General features: G+C 35.8%; 17 protein-coding genes and 1 pseudogene. 10 read left to right on the top strand and 8 right to left on the bottom strand.

The genetic code is table 11. The annotated features are described in order from the left end of the window. The first annotated feature begins 16 nt into the window (after positions 1-16). Genes mgtE through CL818_RS04660 form a run of 5 tightly spaced genes read left to right on the top strand, consistent with a single transcriptional unit; the run spans position 17 to position 3,473 of the window. Positions 17-1,366, top strand: a complete 1,350-nt coding sequence (gene mgtE, locus CL818_RS04680; protein WP_272972795.1) for a magnesium transporter — start codon at positions 17-19, stop codon at positions 1,364-1,366. Continuing rightward, the gene (locus tag CL818_RS04675) at positions 1,363-1,752 is read left to right on the top strand and encodes an acyl-CoA thioesterase (RefSeq protein ID WP_272972796.1); all 390 of its coding nucleotides are present in this window, start codon (positions 1,363-1,365) and stop codon (positions 1,750-1,752) included. Before mgtE ends, CL818_RS04675 begins: the two co-directional genes overlap by 4 nt. Positions 1,753-1,767: 15 nt before the next feature. Next, positions 1,768-2,133 carry a cupin domain-containing protein gene (locus tag CL818_RS04670; protein ID WP_272972797.1) on the top strand — a complete coding sequence of 122 codons (366 nt, stop codon included), beginning with the start codon at positions 1,768-1,770 and terminating at the stop codon, positions 2,131-2,133. A gap of 3 nt (positions 2,134-2,136) precedes the next feature. Next, the gene (locus tag CL818_RS04665; protein WP_272972798.1) at positions 2,137-3,072 is read left to right on the top strand and encodes a 2-hydroxyacid dehydrogenase; all 936 of its coding nucleotides are present in this window, start codon (positions 2,137-2,139) and stop codon (positions 3,070-3,072) included. 14 nt (positions 3,073-3,086) lie between these two features. After that, a complete protein-coding gene (locus CL818_RS04660) occupies positions 3,087-3,473 on the top strand; it encodes a VOC family protein (RefSeq protein ID WP_013186512.1) in 387 nt (128 codons plus the stop codon). 3 nt (positions 3,474-3,476) lie between these two features. Here CL818_RS04660 and CL818_RS04655 read toward each other — a convergent pair whose 3' ends face one another. Beyond that, positions 3,477-4,205, bottom strand: coding sequence for a metallophosphoesterase family protein (locus CL818_RS04655; RefSeq protein WP_272972799.1), 729 nt, complete (start codon positions 4,203-4,205; stop codon positions 3,477-3,479). Positions 4,206-4,283: 78 nt separating this feature from the next. Between CL818_RS04655 and CL818_RS04650 the strand changes: the two genes are divergently transcribed. After that, a complete protein-coding gene (locus tag CL818_RS04650) occupies positions 4,284-5,354 on the top strand; it encodes an isoaspartyl peptidase/L-asparaginase family protein (RefSeq protein ID WP_286971918.1) in 1,071 nt (356 codons plus the stop codon). A gap of 21 nt (positions 5,355-5,375) precedes the next feature. On the opposite strand, the gene CL818_RS04645 is transcribed toward CL818_RS04650, so the two are convergent. Further along, positions 5,376-6,125 (bottom strand): TerB family tellurite resistance protein, encoded by a 750-nt coding sequence (locus CL818_RS04645; RefSeq protein WP_272972801.1) that lies wholly within the window; start codon positions 6,123-6,125, stop codon positions 5,376-5,378. Positions 6,126-6,288: 163 nt separating this feature from the next. On the opposite strand from CL818_RS04645, the gene CL818_RS04640 reads away from it, so the two are divergent. The 4 genes from CL818_RS04640 (at position 6,289) to CL818_RS04625 (ending at position 9,217) form a co-directional block, all read left to right on the top strand. After that, positions 6,289-6,699: a BrxA/BrxB family bacilliredoxin gene (locus CL818_RS04640; RefSeq protein ID WP_013186508.1), complete on the top strand. Its 411-nt coding sequence runs from the start codon at positions 6,289-6,291 to the stop codon at positions 6,697-6,699. Positions 6,700-6,797: 98 nt separating this feature from the next. Further along, positions 6,798-7,547 (top strand): lysophospholipid acyltransferase family protein, encoded by a 750-nt coding sequence (locus CL818_RS04635; RefSeq protein WP_272972802.1) that lies wholly within the window; start codon positions 6,798-6,800, stop codon positions 7,545-7,547. Further along, positions 7,547-8,548, top strand: a complete 1,002-nt coding sequence (locus CL818_RS04630; RefSeq protein ID WP_272972803.1) for an acyl-ACP desaturase — start codon at positions 7,547-7,549, stop codon at positions 8,546-8,548. Before CL818_RS04635 ends, CL818_RS04630 begins: the two co-directional genes overlap by 1 nt. Positions 8,549-8,554: 6 nt before the next feature. Beyond that, complete coding sequence (locus tag CL818_RS04625) at positions 8,555-9,217, top strand: HD domain-containing protein (RefSeq protein WP_272972804.1); 663 nt, start codon at positions 8,555-8,557, stop codon at positions 9,215-9,217. Here the strand turns inward: CL818_RS04625 and CL818_RS04620 are convergent. From CL818_RS04620 to CL818_RS04595, 6 genes and pseudogenes are all read right to left on the bottom strand, one after another. Then, complete coding sequence (locus tag CL818_RS04620; RefSeq protein ID WP_272972805.1) at positions 9,214-10,284, bottom strand: PA0069 family radical SAM protein; 1,071 nt, start codon at positions 10,282-10,284, stop codon at positions 9,214-9,216. The genes CL818_RS04625 and CL818_RS04620 overlap by 4 nt on opposite strands. Before the next feature lie 83 nt (positions 10,285-10,367). Then, a complete protein-coding gene (locus tag CL818_RS04615; protein ID WP_272972806.1) occupies positions 10,368-11,915 on the bottom strand; it encodes a hypothetical protein in 1,548 nt (515 codons plus the stop codon). Between the two features lie 72 nt (positions 11,916-11,987). Further along, positions 11,988-12,770 carry an enoyl-CoA hydratase/isomerase family protein gene (locus CL818_RS04610; protein WP_272972807.1) on the bottom strand — a complete coding sequence of 261 codons (783 nt, stop codon included), beginning with the start codon at positions 12,768-12,770 and terminating at the stop codon, positions 11,988-11,990. 4 nt (positions 12,771-12,774) lie between these two features. Beyond that, a complete protein-coding gene (locus CL818_RS04605; protein ID WP_219359796.1) occupies positions 12,775-14,232 on the bottom strand; it encodes a sensor histidine kinase in 1,458 nt (485 codons plus the stop codon). A 30-nt stretch (positions 14,233-14,262) separates the two neighbouring features. Further along, the gene (locus CL818_RS04600; RefSeq protein WP_013186500.1) at positions 14,263-14,811 is read right to left on the bottom strand and encodes a CopD family protein; all 549 of its coding nucleotides are present in this window, start codon (positions 14,809-14,811) and stop codon (positions 14,263-14,265) included. 85 nt (positions 14,812-14,896) lie between these two features. Beyond that, positions 14,897-17,996 (bottom strand): annotated as a pseudogene (locus tag CL818_RS04595) (WD40/YVTN/BNR-like repeat-containing protein).

Below are 17,996 nucleotides of genomic sequence, written 5' to 3'. Positions count from 1 at the left end.
CAAAACCATCTTAAAGATGACTTTCGAAATTAGCACAGAACTTATAGAAAAAATTAAGCTGCTTGTTCAAGAACAGAACAACGCAGAGCTCTTGCTTCATTTTGAAGACCTTCACTTTGCCGATATTGCAGAGATTTTAGATGAAATTTCATTAGAAGAAGCAACCTATATTGTAAAGCTTCTGGACAGTGAAAAAACTTCTGAAGCTCTTATGGAGCTAGAGGAAGATGTTAGAGAGCGCATTTTAAACAAGTTATCTGCTAAAGAAATTGCAGAAGAGCTTGAAGAAATGGATACCGATGATGCTGCAGATATAATTTCTGAGCTTTCTGAAGAACGCGCCCAACAGGTCATCTCCGAAATGGAAGATGAAGAGCACGCAGAAAACATTGTCGAGTTATTACGCTATGATGAAGATTCTGCAGGTGGTCTTATGGCAAAAGAACTTGTAAGGGTTTATGAAGATTGGACTGTTACAGGCTGTGTTGCAGAAATGAGAAAACAAGCCGAAAATGTAACTCGTGTACATTCTATTTATGTGGTAGATGCTAAAGAGAAACTTAAAGGTCGTTTGTCTCTAAAAGACTTGTTAACTGCAAAACGAAATGCACATATAAGCGATATTTTTATTCCTCAGGTAGACTTTGTTACCGTGCACACAAAAGGTGAAGAAGTGGCAAGAGTTATGCAAAAGTATGACCTAGAAGCCATTCCTGTTGTAGATGAAATGAACAGACTTGTAGGAAGAGTTACCATAGATGATATTGTAGACTTTATAAAGGAAGAGGCAGAGAAAGATTACCAAATGGCTGCAGGTATATCTCAAGATGTAGAAGCAGATGATAATGTTTGGCAACTCACTAGAGCACGATTACCTTGGTTAGTCTTGGGTTTATTTGGAGGTTTAGGCAGTGTTTATATCATGAAAGGTTTTGATGAAGCACTTGCAAATTTTCCGATTCTGTTTTTCTTCACGCCTTTAATTGCCGCTATGGCTGGAAATGTAGGTGTACAATCCAGTGCAATTATAGTACAAGGTTTAGCCAATGATAATATTAAAGGAAGCCTATTAAACAGGTTATTTAAAGAAGTTGGTTTAAGTCTTATAAATGGTACTGCTCTAGGGCTTTTAGTAATGCTTTTTGGCTTTGTGGTAGGGCAAGAACAAATGGTAAGCATAACGGTTGCCGTCTCTATGCTTTCTGTAATAATAGTAGCAGCCCTAATAGGAACATTTGTACCAATAATTTTAGATAAACAAGGCATAGATCCAGCCATTGCAACAGGACCTTTTATTACCACAAGTAATGACATCTTCGGTATCTTCTTATTTTTCTATCTCGCTAAACTAATATTAGGGTTTTGAAACGTAAATTCTCCAAAACTTTTGTGGTTACAAAAGCTGCTATAGATGATCTTAACCATGTAAATAATGTGGTTTACCTACAGTGGTGTATGGATATTGCAGAACAGCATTGGGAAGAAAGAGCAGCACAATCTGTAAAAGATGAATATGTTTGGGTGGCACTTAACCACTACATAAGTTACAAAGCAGCATCTTTTGAAGGAGATGAGCTTGTAATTGAAACTTGGATAGTTTCTCTAGAAGGCGTAAAAAGTGAACGTAAGTATAAAATTTACAGACCTAAAGACAACAAAACCATAGTTGAAGCTAAAACAGAATGGTGTCTTCTTAAATCTGAAACCAAAAGACCTTCAAGAGTACCAAAGGAGATTCAGGATATGTTTTAATCTTAATAAAAGCCTATGAAACCTATAAATGTAAAAGAGAAGTTTAAGAGTTTCAAAGCACAGTGGTCACCTCATCAAATAGCAGTTGTAGACAATATGCAGGTGTTACTGGCTAAACTTAAGGATGAGTTTGTCTGGCATAAACACGAGAAAGAAGATGAGTTGTTTTTTGTACAAAAAGGAACTCTAGAAATGCACTTTCGAGATTCTATAGAAATTGTAAACCAAGGCGAAATTATTGTTGTTCCTAAAGGTGTAGAGCATTGTCCTAAAACGCAAAACGGTGAAGAGGTTCACGTCTTATTATTTGAAAAGCTGGACACCAAGCATACAGGCAACGTTATAGATAAAAAAACGAAAACCCACTACCCTAAAATTTAAGTTTTGAAAATTTTACATCTAGATAATAATCACCCACTTCTTCTTAAGCAGTTATCTGATGCTGGTTATATTAATGAGGAAGATTACACATCATCTAAAGAAGATGTTGAGCAAAAGATTAAAAACTATCAAGGCATCGTAATTAGGAGCAGGTTTAATATAGATAAGCAATTTTTAGATGCTGCTACAAATTTAAAATTTATAGCTCGTGTTGGTGCTGGTTTAGAAAGTATAGATATTCCGTATGCAAACTCTAAAAACATATCACTCTTCTCCGCGCCAGAAGGAAACAGAAATGCTGTTGGAGAGCATAGTTTAGCATTACTACTCAACCTTTTTAATAAAATTAATTTAGCAGATGCTACAGTTAAGTCTGGCCAATGGTTACGAGAACAACATCGCGGTGTAGAGCTAGAAGGCAAAACTGTCGGGCTTATTGGGTATGGTAATATGGGAAACGCTTTTGCAAAAAAACTAAAAGGGTTTAATTGTAATGTGTTGTGCTACGACATTAAAGATAACTTAGGAAATGAGCATGCAAAACAAGTCTCTCTAAAAACGCTTCAAGAAAAAGCAGACGTATTAAGCCTTCATACACCTTGGACACCACTTACAGACAAAATGGTGAATGCTGAATTTATTAATGCGTTTAGCAAGCCTTTTTGGCTTATTAATACCGCTAGAGGAAAGAGTGTTGTAACGGCAGATTTAGTTTCAGCTCTAGAAAATGGAAAAATATTAGGTGCTGGTTTAGATGTTTTAGAATATGAAAAACTGTCTTTTGAAAGCTTATTCTCTTCAGAAATGCCAGAAGATCTTTCTAAACTTCTTAAGTTTGAAAATGTAATTTTATCGCCACACGTTGCTGGTTGGACTATTGAAAGTAAAGAAAAATTAGCCCAAACCATTGTCGATAAAATTATAAAACACTTCAACTAACCAAAAGCTATATTATGAAAAAACGAGTAACAGGATTAGGTGGTTTCTTCTTTAAAACTCAAAATCCAGGTCAGATAAAAGATTGGTATAACACGCACTTAGGATTAAATACAGACGATTACGGCTGTACGTTTTGGTGGAAGGATGAAAATGGAAACAAATGCTCTACACAATGGAGCCCATTTAAAGAAGACACAAAATATTTTGAGCCTTCTGAAAAACAATTCATGATGAATTTTCGCGTAGAGAATTTAGTTGAGCTTCTTAAAGTCTTAAAAGACGAAGGTGTTACAGTTGTAGGAGAAATTGAAGAATACGAATACGGAAAATTTGGTTGGATTTTAGATCCTGAAGGTAACAAAATTGAGCTTTGGGAACCTATTGATGCTGCTTTTTTATAGGCATTAGTTTCTACCAGGCTCATCTGGATAAAGTGACATAACTGGGTCACTTTGCCATACATCTTTAGTGTTAACATCTATTATAGAGACAGCACCTTTAAAGGCTGCTCCAGTATCTACATTCCAAACATTTTGATAGTTTACAGGTACATTAGACCCTACACGTTGGGTTGGTGTGTGCCCAATAAATATTTCGTTATAAAGATCTAACCGCTTAGGATAATGCTTAAAAGCGTCTTTTGGTTTATTAGCCATTGCAGAGACCATTTCCCATAAAGTGCGATCCCAATAACACATAGGCTTAAAATACTCATGTTGTGGCCCGTTAGGATTAGTAAATCCTGCATGAAGAAAAAGCCTGTTATCATTATCTACCACATAATCTACCATTTGAGAATAAAAGGTATTGTGCTTCTTAGTTTCTTCATCTGTTAACTTACGGTAAGCATCTAAAGTAACTTGACCACCATGTGCAAGCCACGTCTCATTAGTTTCTTCTGTTTTTAACCAGTTATGAACCAAATCATCATGATTGCCCCTTATAAACACACAACTGTTCTGTTTTGCTAAGTTTATTAAATAAGACACTACTTTGGCACTATCACTCCAACCATCTACATAATCTCCTAAAAATATTAGTTTATCTTCTGGAGTTACCTCAGCACGCTTCATAACTTGTTGCAGCGCCTTTAAACCACCATGTATATCTCCAATTGCAAGTACTCTTTTCATAGTCGTGTATATATATCAAAAATACGATTTCTGATTAATGACTGCTGAATTTTATATCTTTAGATTAAAATTTTGACCATGAAACAATTTATCATTACTACTGTTTTCGCTTTACTATTGTTAAGCTGTACAAATACAGTAAAAAAAGAAGACAAAACTGCTAGTACAAATGAAACGAACAACCCTAAAGATCATTTTGGAATTGTTATTCATGGTGGTGCCGGAACCATTCTCAAAAAAAACATGTCAGACTCTTTAGAAACTGCATATGAAGAAAAACTTACTGAAGCTATAAAAACAGGTCATGCAATTTTAGAAAAAGGTGGTACAAGTTTAGAGGCTGTTACCGCAACTATTAATATTTTAGAAGATTCACCGCTGTTTAATGCTGGTAAAGGTGCTGTGTTTACGCATGATGAAACTAATGAATTAGATGCCTCAATAATGGATGGCAAAACGTTAAACGCTGGCGCTGTTGCTGGTGTTACACGAGTAAAAAACCCTATTAATTTAGCAAAATTAGTAATGACAAACTCTAATCATGTCATGCTAGCAGGCAAAGGAGCAGAAGTATTTGCAGAAGATCAAGGTGTAAAGCTTGTGGACCCACAATATTTTTATACTGAAAAGCGATTCAACTCCTTACAGAGATTAAAAAAGCGCAAACAAGCAGAATTAGATACTAATACGAAAACTGCACTTTTAGCAGAAGACCCTTTTATAAAAGATTCCAAATTTGGTACTGTTGGATGTGTTGCTCTAGATAAAGATGGAAATTTGGCCGCAGGAACCTCAACAGGTGGAATGACAGATAAGCGTTGGAACCGCATAGGAGATGCTCCAATAATTGGTGCTGGCACATATGCCAATAATGCAACTTGTGCAGTATCTAGCACAGGTTGGGGAGAATATTTTATAAGAGCTATGGTTGCTCATGATATTTCAGCTTTAATGGAATATAAAGGCTTGTCTTTACAAGACGCTGCAGAGCTTGTGATACAGAAAAAAGTACCAGATTTAGGAGGTGATGGTGGTATTGTAGCCATAGACAATAAAGGGAATATTGCTATGGAGTTTAATACTGCAGGTATGTATCGCGCACATATGAATGCAAATGGCGAATTGAATATTGGAATTTACAAGGAGTAACGGGTACTAGATTACGCTAGCTTAAAAGCCTCGTTCTTTTTGAATAGTCTCATAAGCCTCTTGAACTTTTTGAAACTTATCACGAGCTCCTTTTTGGTAAGCTTCATCCATATGTTGTAATTTATCTGGATGGTATTTTTTAGCCATAGTTCTAAATGCCTTCTTAACTTCGGCATCTGTGGCTGTCTTATCTATCTCAAGTATTTTGTAGGCATTATTAGCATCCTTAACAAACATGGCTTTAATACTTTTAAAGTCATTTTGGTTAATTCTCATAAAACCTGCAATAGAGCTAAGTTGTGAAACCTCTGGAGAGGACACTCTACCATCTGCCTGAGCTATTCCAAATAAGAAGTGAAGTATTTGTAATCTCACCTCATAACGTGTTCTTGAATTTAGGTATGTACAAATACGCTGTGCAGAAACTTCTCTGTTTTTTATAACATCATTAAATGTCTTAAATGTAGCGTTAGCACGTTCTTTTCCATAAGCTTGTACAAAGTAAGCGCGTACATAATCTAATTCTGTTTGGCTTACACTACCATCTGCTTTAATAACTATAGATGCTAGAGATAACAAGTTAAGCTCAAAATCACTTGGAGAAACGTTTTGGCTTCTGCTGGTAGTAAACACTGTATCAAAACCTTTACGGCCAGATTTCTTATTACTTTCAAAAGTACTGTCTATTAATGTGCCTATAAGATATCCTGCAATAGCACCTGGAAACCTATATATAAAATAACCTACCAAGGCCAACACCCACTTAACCATGTTTATGTTTTATAATTGGTTGGCAAAAATACGAATATGTTTCAGTTTTTTAGCCATAAGAAGTTTCAATACCTCTATAGGCGTCATTAACCTATGTTGTTATTAAGACGTAATAAAATAAGTATCTTTGCGACTTAAAGAATAACAAAAAAATTCAAAATATATGTATCCACCAGAATTAGTAAAACCAATGAAGGAAGACCTTACAAACGTAGGGTTTAATGAGCTTACAACTGCATCTCAAGTAGACGACGCATTAAGTAAACCTGGAACAACATTAGTGATGGTAAATTCAGTTTGTGGTTGTGCTGCTGCAAATGCAAGACCAGGCGCAAAAGCATCTATTCAAAATGCTAAAAAACCAGATCAATTAGTAACTGTATTTGCAGGTGTAGATAAAGAAGCTGTAGATTCGGCTAGAGCGAAAATGATTCCGTTTCCTCCTTCTTCACCGTCAATTGCACTATTTAAAGATGGTGAGTTAGTTCATATGCTTGAGCGTCATCATATTGAAGGTCGTCCAGCAGATATGATTGCAGACAACTTAAAAGACGCTTATAACGAGTACTGTTAGTTTAATCGTGCATTAAATTTTATGCACGCATACTTTATTTAAAAAAATAAGGTATTTCACTTGGTGTTATACCTTATTTTTGTGCTTTATAATTACTTATGAAGAAGCTTCTATCATATCCTTTAACAGTGCTATTTTATCTGTTTTACGGACTTGCACTATTAATATTTCATCCCATACAATGGGTTTGTTTTAACGTGTTTGGTTACCAAGCACATAAAAAGAGTGTAGATATTCTTAACTTTTTCCTTATTGCGACAACGTATATATTGGGAACACGTAATACATTTAGCAACCCTCATAAGCTACCAAAAGGCGCTCCTTGTATTATTGTAAGCAATCACCAAAGCCAGTATGATATATCGCCATTAATCTGGCATTTAAGAAAGCTACATCCAAAATTTGTAAGTAAGATAGAGTTAGGTAAAGGGATTCCTAGCATTTCATACAATTTACGCCATGGTGGTTCCGTTTTAATAGATAGAAAGAATCCTAGACAATCGTTACCAGCTCTAAAAAACTTTGCAACTTACCTACAAGAAAATAACAGAAGTACAGTTATTTTTCCAGAAGGAACTCGTGGTAAAAAAGGGATGCCAAAACGATTTGCTCCAAACGGATTAAAAACATTATTTAAGTATATGCCTAATGCGTGGATTGTTCCCGTTACTATAAACAACTCTTGGAAACTTGTAGAACATGGTGCTTTTCCTATGAATATTGGCGTACATTTAAAACACAACGTGCACAAACCATTTCCTATTTCAGAATTTGATGATGTAGAGGAACTATTAGCACATATTGAACGTACGATTACTAAAGACATACTAATTACAAAACAAACATAATGGCCTTAACGAATGTAAGATTAGAAGTAATGCAGCTTTTAGAAAAGAAAGTTGATGGCTTTTTAGAAGAGTTTCTTATTCCTGTTGACACCATTTGGCAGCCAACAGATTTTCTTCCTAACTCACAAAATGAAGATACATTTTTTGACGAGGTAAGAGAAATAAGAGAGCTTGCTAAAGAACTACCCTATGATTTTTGGGTAACCTTAGTAGGAGATACAATTACAGAAGAAGCGTTGCCTACCTATGAGTCTTGGCTTATGGATGTAGAAGGTATTAACCAACATGATGGTGTACAAGGTAACGGTTGGAGTAAATGGGTACGCCACTGGACAGCCGAAGAAAACCGTCACGGTGATACGTTAAACAAATACTTATATCTTTCTGGACGAGTAGACATGAAAGAAATTGAGCGTACTACACAACACCTTATTATGGATGGTTTTGATATTGGTACTGGACAAGATCCATATAAGAACTTTGTGTACACTAGCTTTCAAGAACTAGCAACGTACATTTCTCACAATAGAGTTGCTAAGTTGGCTCGTAAATACAAAAACAAATCCTTGTCTAAAATGTGTACTATCATCTCTGGAGATGAAATGAGACACTACAACGCTTATAGTCGTTTTGTTCAAGAAATCTTTAAGGTGGATCCTAGTAATATGATGATTGCATTTAAAGATATGATGGTTAATAAAATTGTCATGCCTGCTCAATTTTTACGAGAATCTGGAGACTCTCTTGGTGCTGCGTTCGAAGAATTTAGTAATGCTGCCCAACGTATTGGTGTTTATACTGCTCAAGATTATGTAGACATTATGCGTAAGCTTATCGTAAAATGGGACATTGCCAATTTAAATGAATTAACAGATGAAGCTCAAAAAGCTAGAGATTTTGTAATGGCATTACCTAACCGTATGGAACGCATTAGCCAACGCATTAAGATACCACAAGAAGTAACTCATTTTAAATGGGTTAATCCTGCTATGGTGAAGTAATTGCATATGGTTTCTTCTGAAGAATTAAAGGTAATAAACAACACTATTACCTTCGTAAAAACAACCTTGAGAAATGCTGAAGGTGGTCATGATTGGTTTCATATACAACGTGTCCTAAATACAGCCATTACTATTGTTAAGCGCGAAAATGCAAATGAGTTTGTAGTACAGCTTGGCGCATTATTACACGATATTGCCGACTCTAAATTTCACAATGGCGATGAAACCATAGGTCCTAAAATTGCACGTGAGTTTCTTTTTTCTCAAAATGTAGACTCTTCTGTTATTGAGCATGTCGTTAATATTATAAATGCTGTATCCTACAAAGGTGGCCACAACTCTAGTACTTTTAATTCTTTAGAGTTACAGATAGTTCAAGATGCAGACAGACTAGATGCTTTAGGAGCTATAGGTATTGCTCGTACATTTAATTACGGCGGTTATAAAAACAGAACCTTATATGATCCTTATGTTAAGCCTAATCTTAATATGACTAAGGAAGAGTATAAAGCCTCTAATGCTCCTACTCTTAATCATTTCTACGAAAAGTTATTGCTGCTGAAAGATTTAATGAATACTGAAACAGGAACATCTTTAGCCAAGAAACGACACGAATTTATGAAGCTTTACTTAGATCAATTTTTAAATGAATGGGAAGGCCAACTTTAAAATAAAGATAATTGCCCTGTTTTATAGTGTTGGTGTAAATTACAGTTTAGAGAGATTTTAGCAGAATCTCTTAAGTACTTTGCCTTCGCAATTGCAAATTGTTGATGTATATAATGTGCCATTTCACCATCACCTGTCATACGTTTTCCAAATCGAGAGTCGTTTAAAGTACCTCCGTGACATTGTTCTATTTGGTGTAATACTTTTTCTGCCCTATCTGGCATAGTAGCTCTAATCCATTCGCTAAATATATGGCTTATAGCTCCATTTAATCTTACAATGGTAAACCCTACGCGATGGGCTCCTCGTTGAGATACTTCTTTTACCAATGGTAAGATTTCATGACTATTAATACTGGGTATTATAGGCGCCATCATAACACCTGTTGGTATGCCAGCTTCAGTAAGTTTACTTAATGTTTCTAGTCGTTTTTTTATACTTGCTGTTCTTGGTTCTAATAGGCGTCGAGTTTGTTCATTTAAACTTGTGATAGATAGATATACAGATACCAAATTGTCTTTTGCCAGCTCAGTTAATATATCTAAGTCACGTTGTATTAAAGCATTTTTAGTTATTATCCCAACAGGATGTTTATATTTTAAAAATACCTTAAGCAATTGTCTTGTAATCTTAAGCGATTTTTCTATAGGTTGATAACAGTCTGTATTTCCCGATAAGGCAATTGTCGCAGCCTGCCATGACTTGCTTTGTAGTTTCTTTTCTAAAAGTTGAGGCGCTGTCTTTTTTATTAAAATTTTACTTTCAAAATCTATTCCTGCGCCATATCCCCAATATTCGTGTGAATTTCTAGCATAACAATACACGCAACCATGTTCACAACCTTGATACGGATTTAATGAATAGGACATCCCAACATCTGGGCTTGTTACCTTGTTAATAATACTTTTAGGAAAGGTTTCAATAAATGTGGTTTTTTCAGTTCTATCTTCATCTTCAACAGCACAATAATTAAGGAAATCATCTCGCTCTTCATGGGAAAGCTCAAAAAATTTATTGTGTACTTGAGATTGTGCACCTCGACCTTTTATAAAATTTGGAGTTTTCAATTATTGGATTTTAAACAAATATATGGAATATATCCAATATTAGAGGGGAAATAAAACCGAAGTTAAACTTCGGTTTTATGATATTATAGAGTTAGTTTAAGTAGTTGTTTCTTTTTTCCGCGCTGTCCTAAAAATATAATTTCGTTAGAGAAGTCATAAATACCATTTCCAACTCTAAAAGGAACCTCGGCGTCTTTATCATCTATTAAACTTTTATAATCATAAGTGCCTTCACTATCAATTGTAATCACATAAAGGTTGCTTTTCTTCGCTTTAATTCCTTTAAACTCTAAACGATCATTACGTAACTTTCTAACTTTATCTGAGCAATTTATAAAAATGTAAGCCTTGTCATTATGATAGGTAGAAGTGAAAGATAAATAATCACTTGGTGCACTAGATGCCTGTTTTTTGTTTATGTTTCTAGCCCAAATTAAATTGCCTTCCTTACCTAGTTTCAAGCTTACAATGTCTCTATAGTGATAGGTGTATCTCCAAGTACCTCCATATTGGTTGGATACATAATGTGAGGTTACGTAAAACTCTTCACCATTAATAAGGCATTCACCTTCGCTTGTAATTAGTATATCTCTGTAAGAAATGTTTCTTAATTCTTTGTCTTTACTTTTTCCATATTTATCCATAATAAACTGGTCTGTAAAAGGAGAGAATTTTTTACTGGTTATGGTAAGAGTTTCTGGATCTATGTTGAAGTACCCAACACCTTTAAACCTATTGTCGTTTTTTTCTGAATAAAACCCTACACAAAATACTCGGTCGTTATCAAAAACTGGAGTAAGTGATCTTACAAATTTATCGTCTGTATCAAAACTTAAAGATTTGCTGCTTTTTGCATTTATACGGTATAGCTCATATTGATATTTGCCGCCTTCCTTCTTTTTTCTCTTTTGATCTGTATAGGCTTTCCCTAAGAGATAAACAGTACCATTATTATCATCTACACTTATATCTTTTAATGCAAACTTTCTGTCTTTAATGTCCCTCTTAAACGTATTAGTAAAAACTTCTTCAAAATTTTTATTAAACACATGAATTTTATGTGTTTCCTCATCTTTGTTTTTAATATCAAAGTTTACAACAATGTAATTATTGTTTTTAGAAAGCGATATGCTTCCGAAGCTATCACCATCTACCTGCTGTAAACCAATACCATAAAACCCAACAAATCGACCTGAGGATTCCTTAATGTTTAATGACATAAGCTCTTTTGAAGAAAACTTGAAGTTATTTACAGAGGTACTCTGTACAAGGCATTTTATTTCTCTTGAATCTCTATCATATTGCGTGGTTAACAAATGAAGCTCTCCATTGTTTACAAAGGCTTGCTGTACTGTTTCTCTATCTATTTCATAATCAAACTCCTTAACTAAGTTTAAGTTACTGTCGTAATGCTCAATATAATATCCTTTTAAGGTTTTAAGTAGGCCACCATAGTAGCTTCTACCCACAAAGAGACCACCTTTACCGTCTGATGCTGTAAAGCTTAATGTGGTGTTTTTCTTTTTGTCTTTATAAACCTCGCTGGTTTTAATATCAACATTTAAGTCTTGAGCAAGAAAGGCCTGCGTGTATCCTAAAAGAAACACGGTTACTAGTAATAATTTTTTCAAAATGAAGGTTTTAGGAGTAAGCTTCAAAATTAGCATTTTGAAGCTTACCTACAAATTGAAATATTGATGAGCTTATTTACCTGGAAACTCAGGTTTTCTTTTGTTTAAGAATGCAGTAGTTCCTTCAGTAAAATCTTCTGTTCCAAAGCTTTTTCCAAATTGCTCTACTTCTACATTAAAGCCATTTACACCATCTTCGTAATTGGCATTAACAGCTGCAATTGCTGCTTTAATGGCTACGGTTGAGTTTTTCATGATTTTGCCAGCAAGCTTTTCTGCAAGTGGCATTAACTCTTCTGCTGTTGTTACATGATTTACAAGACCGTACTGTAATGCTTGGTTAGCATCTACCATGCCAGCTGTCATAATCATTTCCATGGCGCGCCCTTTTCCTACCAATTGTGGTAAGCGTTGTGTGCCACCATAACCAGGTATAACACCTAAACTTACTTCTGGCAATCCCATTTTAGCATTGTCACTTGCTATTCTAAAGTGTGCTGCCATAGCTAGCTCTAAACCGCCACCAAGTGCAAATCCATTTACGGCTGCAATAACTGGTGTTCCTAAGTTAGCGACTACATTAAAAAGAAGTTCTTGTCCTTTTGCAGCCAACTCTTTTCCTTTTTCAATAGAAAAATCTGCAAACTCACTAATATCCGCTCCAGCAACAAAAGCTTTATCACCAGATCCTGTAATAATAACAACTTTAGTGTCTTTGTCTTCATCTGCTTCAGTAAATGCTTCGTGAAGTTCTTGTATAGTATCTCTATTAAGTGCGTTAAGCTTTTTAGGTCTGTTTATAGTAATGTAGGTAATGTTATTTTCAAACTCTACTGTAATATTTTCGTAATTCATAGTTTTAATGTTTTGGAAATTTAATTCTAAATGTTGTTCCTATGTGTTCTTGAGACTCAAAGGTAATGGTTCCTTTAAAGGTTTCCACAATATTCTTGACCATTGCTAATCCTAAGCCCATACCGCTATTCTTGGTGGTAAACTTAGGTTCAAAAACTTTAGGCTTGTTGTCTTCTGGAATTCCTACACCATTATCTTGTACCGCAATACAAACGTGATAATTATCCTGAGAGACATCTACTTTTATCATAGGGTTTTCTTGCTCTTCTGTAGCTTGAATAGCATTTTTAACTAAGTTGGTAACTACGCGTATAAGTTGAGTACGATCAAATTTTGCTAAGATTTCTTCATCTTCTGTTTGAAACTCGATATAATCTTCGTTAAAAATATCTAGCGCTAATTTTACAATCTTTGAGACGTTTAATGTTTCAGATTGTTGCGCTGGCATTTTCGCAAAATTGGAAAATGCAGAGGCAATACTACTCATTGTATCAATTTGTTGAATAAGTGTATTAGAGTACTCTTCTACTTTATGGTTAATTTCTGGATCTTGAGGATCAAATTTTCTTTGAAAACTCTGTACACTAAGACGCATTGGTGTTAACGGATTTTTAATCTCGTGAGCTACCTGTTTTGCCATTTCTCTCCAAGCTGCTTCGCGCTCGCTAGTGGCTAGTTTTGCGGCACTTCCTTCCAGCTCATCAATCATACTGTTATAGGCATTTACTAAAGTGTAAATTTCCTCGCTAGCATCATTTATCTCAATTTTAGCATTTCGCTTATTAAGTCGTGTCTCTGTTATTTTATCTGAAATTGTTTTAAGCGAACGGGTTATATATCTGGATAAAAAATAGGAAAGTGCTATGGCTACAACCAACATAAGCAAGTATACTTCTCCTAAGCGTAATAAAAACTCTGCCAGCTCTTTATTTAAAAAGTCGTCTTCCTCTAAGTAGGGTAAATTTAAAATGGCTAGTGGCCTAAATTTATTGTCTGTTATATAGGTGAAGGAAGATTGAAACTTTTCGCCATTACGCTCACTCTTTAATATAAACCGTTTATCTACAGATGTTGAAAGATCTTCTAGTATTTCTGCTTTAATCTGTATATCTGTTGAGTCTTTAAAGAAGCTCTCCTTCGATTTTAAAAGCAAGTTGCCTTCTAAAGAATATATATTTAATGGTAAGTTATGTACCTGAGACATCTCATAAATCTTATTACGCTCTTTAAAGATTAACGCAATATTTTCTGGTGTTATCTCATAGGTTGTACTCCTTAGTACAAAATTAATATTCTCTCTTATGGCTTCTTCTTTTCGCTCTAAACGGTCTCTGTGATAGTCTTCACTTTCTTCTTTATATTGGTAAATTGTAACACCTGCAATTAGTATAGATGCTCCCAATACCAATAGGATCATAAAGATGAAAATGCGACGTCTTAAAGACAATTTAAAATGCTTCATAGGGAAACTTTATATCAATTATAACGCCAATTACGCCTCTGGATTTTTTTCTCTTATGCGTTTGTACATTTTAAAACCAAGCATTAAGATTACAGAAAATAAAATGATGCCTATTACGCCATAAACCCAGTTTACAGCATCTCTTACAATAACTAAGAATATTACTGAAAACAGAATGATTGTGGATCCTTCATTCCATAATCTCATGTGATTACTTGTCCATTTTACCACATCGATTTGTAACTCCTTAAATATTAAATGACATTTTACATGATAAGCAATAAGTAAAACAACAAAGCCAAGCTTAACCTGCATCCAAGGTAAAGAAAGCAGTCCTGGTTGAAGATGAAGTAAGACCAACGCAAATAGCACAGCTAGTACCGCAGATGGCCACGTGATTATAAACCATAATCGTTTTGCCATAAGCTTAAGTTGCTTGCCCAAAATAGATTTTTCTGGCTCATCTTTACTGAAGGCTTCTATTTGATACACAAACAATCTCGGAATGTAGAACAGTCCTGCAAACCACGTGATAACGAATATAAGATGCAGACTTTTTATATAAAGGTAATATTCCATATGTATTTATATAGGCAAGACTCTTTTTGATAGAAGATCTGCCTTTAGTGCTTTTTAGGTTATTGCTCGAATTAGTATTTTGCTTTTACTCCTTATCCTCAACAAATAAATAATTCAACTTCAAATTATTAAACTGTGTATTGAATTCTGAAATCTCTTGCGATACCAGGTTGTCAAACTTCACCAACTCTGCATTTATCTGCTGTTCTAGCTCACGTTTAACTGCTTTGTCTTGCTCTGTTGGTGCAAAATCGCCCATTCCTACTAAGCTGTTCAAGTGTCCTAATTTGTTAGTCAACTTGATTGGAAAATTTAAAGGGTCTTGTCCGCTTCGGTTTTTGGTTTGGTATAAAGCTTCTTCAATCGCTGTAAAATCGTCTTGAAGTTTTTTGGCTTTTTCTCTCAAATCTTTAGTGCGTTCATCATCCTTATACTGTTCTTGAAAATCTTTCAATTGCTTATTAATCGCTCTTATGTTTTTGATGGATTTGTGCGCTTTATCGACCGTTTCATTCACGTCACTAATAAACTCATATTGCGCTTTCATATCTGCAGCAGTAGACTCACTGTTTGGATTCGGAATGATTTCAAATGATTGTTCTTCATCTTTTCCATTCACATTCAGTCTTACTTTGTAAGTATCTGGATAGGCTCTTGGCGCATCTAGATTTGCCCACCACAAAATCATTCCGTCTAAAACCTCAGCACCTTTGCTACGTGTATCCCAAGTGGTCAAATTAGCACCTTGTTCTACATCTAGTTTATCTTTCTTTGAATGGTTGCTGAAGCTCTTCAACGTGTCATTCTGCTTATTCAAATAAGTTACTGAAATCGTATCCTTTTTCTCATCATAATTCTTCAGATAGAAATACGTCATCACACCACTTGGATGATTAGTACCTGAAGTCAATGAGCCTTCACGACTTCCACCTTGCATTCTGTAGGTTGGTTTCGGCTTCATTAAAGCAACGTCTTTGTTGCTCACATTCATTGCTTGATGAATAACACTCAAATCGTCAATAATCCAAAGGCTTCTTCCTTGTGTCGCGACAATTAGATTGTTGTCTTTTATGGTTAAATCTGTAATAGGAACTATTGGTAAATTCAACTGAAATGGGTTCCAGTTTTTACCATCGTTAAACGAAATATACATTCCGGTTTCAGTTCCTGCATATAATAAGCCCTTTTGTTTCGGGTCTTCACGAAGTACTCTTGTAAAATGCTCTTCGTTGATACCGTTCGTTATCTTCGTCCAAGACTTCCCGTAATCTGTAGTCTTATATAAGTAAGGCTGAAAATCTCCCCATTTGTATCGCGTTCCTGCAACATAGCACGTACCTTCATCAAACGCACTTGGCTCAATACTGTTAATCATTGTCCATTCCGGCATATTCTTCGGTGTAACGTTATCCCAAGTCTCTCCTCCATTTCTGGTCACGTGCACCAAACCATCATCACTACCAACCCAAAGCAAACCTTCTTTTAACGGACTTTCCTGAGCGGCGAAAATCGTACAGTAATATTCTACAGATGTGTTGTCTTGCGTAATTGGTCCTCCAGAAGATTTCAACTTTTCTGGGTCGTTTCTAGTTAAATCTGGAGAAATCACTTTCCAGCTTTGCCCTTCATCTTCGGTTACATGTACGCGGTTTGAAAAGGTGTATAATCTATCTGGATTATGCTTACTGAATTCAATAGGGAAATTCCATTGAAAGCGATATTTCATATCCTCAGCGCCGTGTCCCATAGGNTTGTCTGGCCANACACTAATGCTTCNNACNGTGTTNTTNTCGTGATTGACACGTGTGAGGAAACCGTCATAACTNCCNCCGTAAACAATGTCATTGTTTTCTGGNTCAACTGCAATATGAGCACTTTCGCCACCAGCAGTAGACTCCCANTCGTCNTCNGAAATCGAGCGGCCTTCAGTNCTGTGAGGAATTCTTACTGTGCTNTTATCTTGTTGTGCNGCGTAAATNCNATATGGAAATGAATTGTCTGTCGTCACACGATAAAACTGNGANGTTGGTTGATTGTGATAGGTGCTCCAAGTTTCGCCACCATCATAAGTCACTTGTGCGCCACCATCATCACCAATAATCATTCGAGTTGGGTCATTTGGCGCAATCCATAAATCGTGATGGTCGCCGTGTGGCGCGTTGTAAGTTTCAAAAGATTTTCCNCCGTTTTCNGATTTNTGGTANCGCACATTTAANACATACACCACATCTTCATCTTGTGTNTCGGCATAGACTCTTGTGTAATACCAAGCACGTTGACGAATTTTTCNCTCGTCATTCACTTGGCTCCACGATTCGCCACCATCTTCACTTCGGTATAAGCCNCCTTTGTCTTTATGCTCAACAATNGCCCAAACACGCTCNGAATTTACTGGAGAAACNGTNACGCCAATNATNCCNAAAGTGCCTTCAGGAAAACCTTTCATNTGTTGAAATNTCTGTCCACGNTTCACCNTCATCNGTNCTTTTCCAAAGTGCAGAACCATNNCCACCAGAACTTAAACTGTAAGGTGTTCTNCGGATATTCCAAGTTGATGCGTATAAAATTCGTGGATTGTTTGGNTCAAAGGTTAAATCGACTGCACCTGCATCTTCATTGGCGAANAGTTTTTTAGTCCANGTTTTTCCACCATCTGTACTTTTATAAACGCCACGTTCNTGTGTGCCTTTGTAAAGNTTNCCCATTACAGCNGCGTAAACAATGTCTGGNTTTTTAGGATGAATTCTTATTCTAGATATGNGTCGGCTTTTTTCTAATCCTGATGCTTTCCAAGTTTTACCAGCATCNACACTNTTCCACACACCATAACCTGAGGAAACATTACCACGAACGGTCTTCTCNCCACCACCAACGTAGATGACATTCTTNTCNCTTTCAGCNACAGAAATNGAACCNACAGANCCACCAAANTAGCCATCAGAAATNTTTNCCCAAGTGCGACCTCCATTTAAGGTTTTCCAAACGCCACCACCAGTTGCTCCAAAGTAGAACAGATTAGGTTGGTCTGGCACGCCAGTTACTGCGGCACTACGACCACCNCGAAAAGGGCCAATTAAGCGATACTCTAATGCGTCATATAGGTCTTCGTTGACTGTTTGAGCTTCAGAAAAAAATGAACAAAATAAAGTGGTTAGGAGAAATAGAATTTTGGTTGAATAATTCAT

The organism is Croceibacter sp., assembly GCF_002716225.1.
GTDB classification, from domain to species: domain Bacteria; phylum Bacteroidota; class Bacteroidia; order Flavobacteriales; family Flavobacteriaceae; genus Croceibacter; species Croceibacter atlanticus.
This window is presented reverse-complemented; position numbering and strand designations above follow the sequence as displayed.

Coding starts and splice junctions, on each gene's coding strand:
- mgtE (WP_272972795.1), top strand. CDS start 17: ATGACTTTCGAAATTAGCACAGAACTTATAGAAAAAATTAAGCTGCTT.
- CL818_RS04670 (WP_272972797.1), top strand. CDS start 1,768: ATGAAACCTATAAATGTAAAAGAGAAGTTTAAGAGTTTCAAAGCACAG.
- CL818_RS04660 (WP_013186512.1), top strand. CDS start 3,087: ATGAAAAAACGAGTAACAGGATTAGGTGGTTTCTTCTTTAAAACTCAA.
- CL818_RS04655 (WP_272972799.1), bottom strand. CDS start 4,205: ATGAAAAGAGTACTTGCAATTGGAGATATACATGGTGGTTTAAAGGCG.
- CL818_RS04650 (WP_286971918.1), top strand. CDS start 4,284: ATGAAACAATTTATCATTACTACTGTTTTCGCTTTACTATTGTTAAGC.
- CL818_RS04645 (WP_272972801.1), bottom strand. CDS start 6,125: ATGGTTAAGTGGGTGTTGGCCTTGGTAGGTTATTTTATATATAGGTTT.
- CL818_RS04640 (WP_013186508.1), top strand. CDS start 6,289: ATGTATCCACCAGAATTAGTAAAACCAATGAAGGAAGACCTTACAAAC.
- CL818_RS04635 (WP_272972802.1), top strand. CDS start 6,798: ATGAAGAAGCTTCTATCATATCCTTTAACAGTGCTATTTTATCTGTTT.
- CL818_RS04630 (WP_272972803.1), top strand. CDS start 7,547: ATGGCCTTAACGAATGTAAGATTAGAAGTAATGCAGCTTTTAGAAAAG.
- CL818_RS04625 (WP_272972804.1), top strand. CDS start 8,555: ATGGTTTCTTCTGAAGAATTAAAGGTAATAAACAACACTATTACCTTC.
- CL818_RS04610 (WP_272972807.1), bottom strand. CDS start 12,770: ATGAATTACGAAAATATTACAGTAGAGTTTGAAAATAACATTACCTAC.
- CL818_RS04605 (WP_219359796.1), bottom strand. CDS start 14,232: ATGAAGCATTTTAAATTGTCTTTAAGACGTCGCATTTTCATCTTTATG.
- CL818_RS04600 (WP_013186500.1), bottom strand. CDS start 14,811: ATGGAATATTACCTTTATATAAAAAGTCTGCATCTTATATTCGTTATC.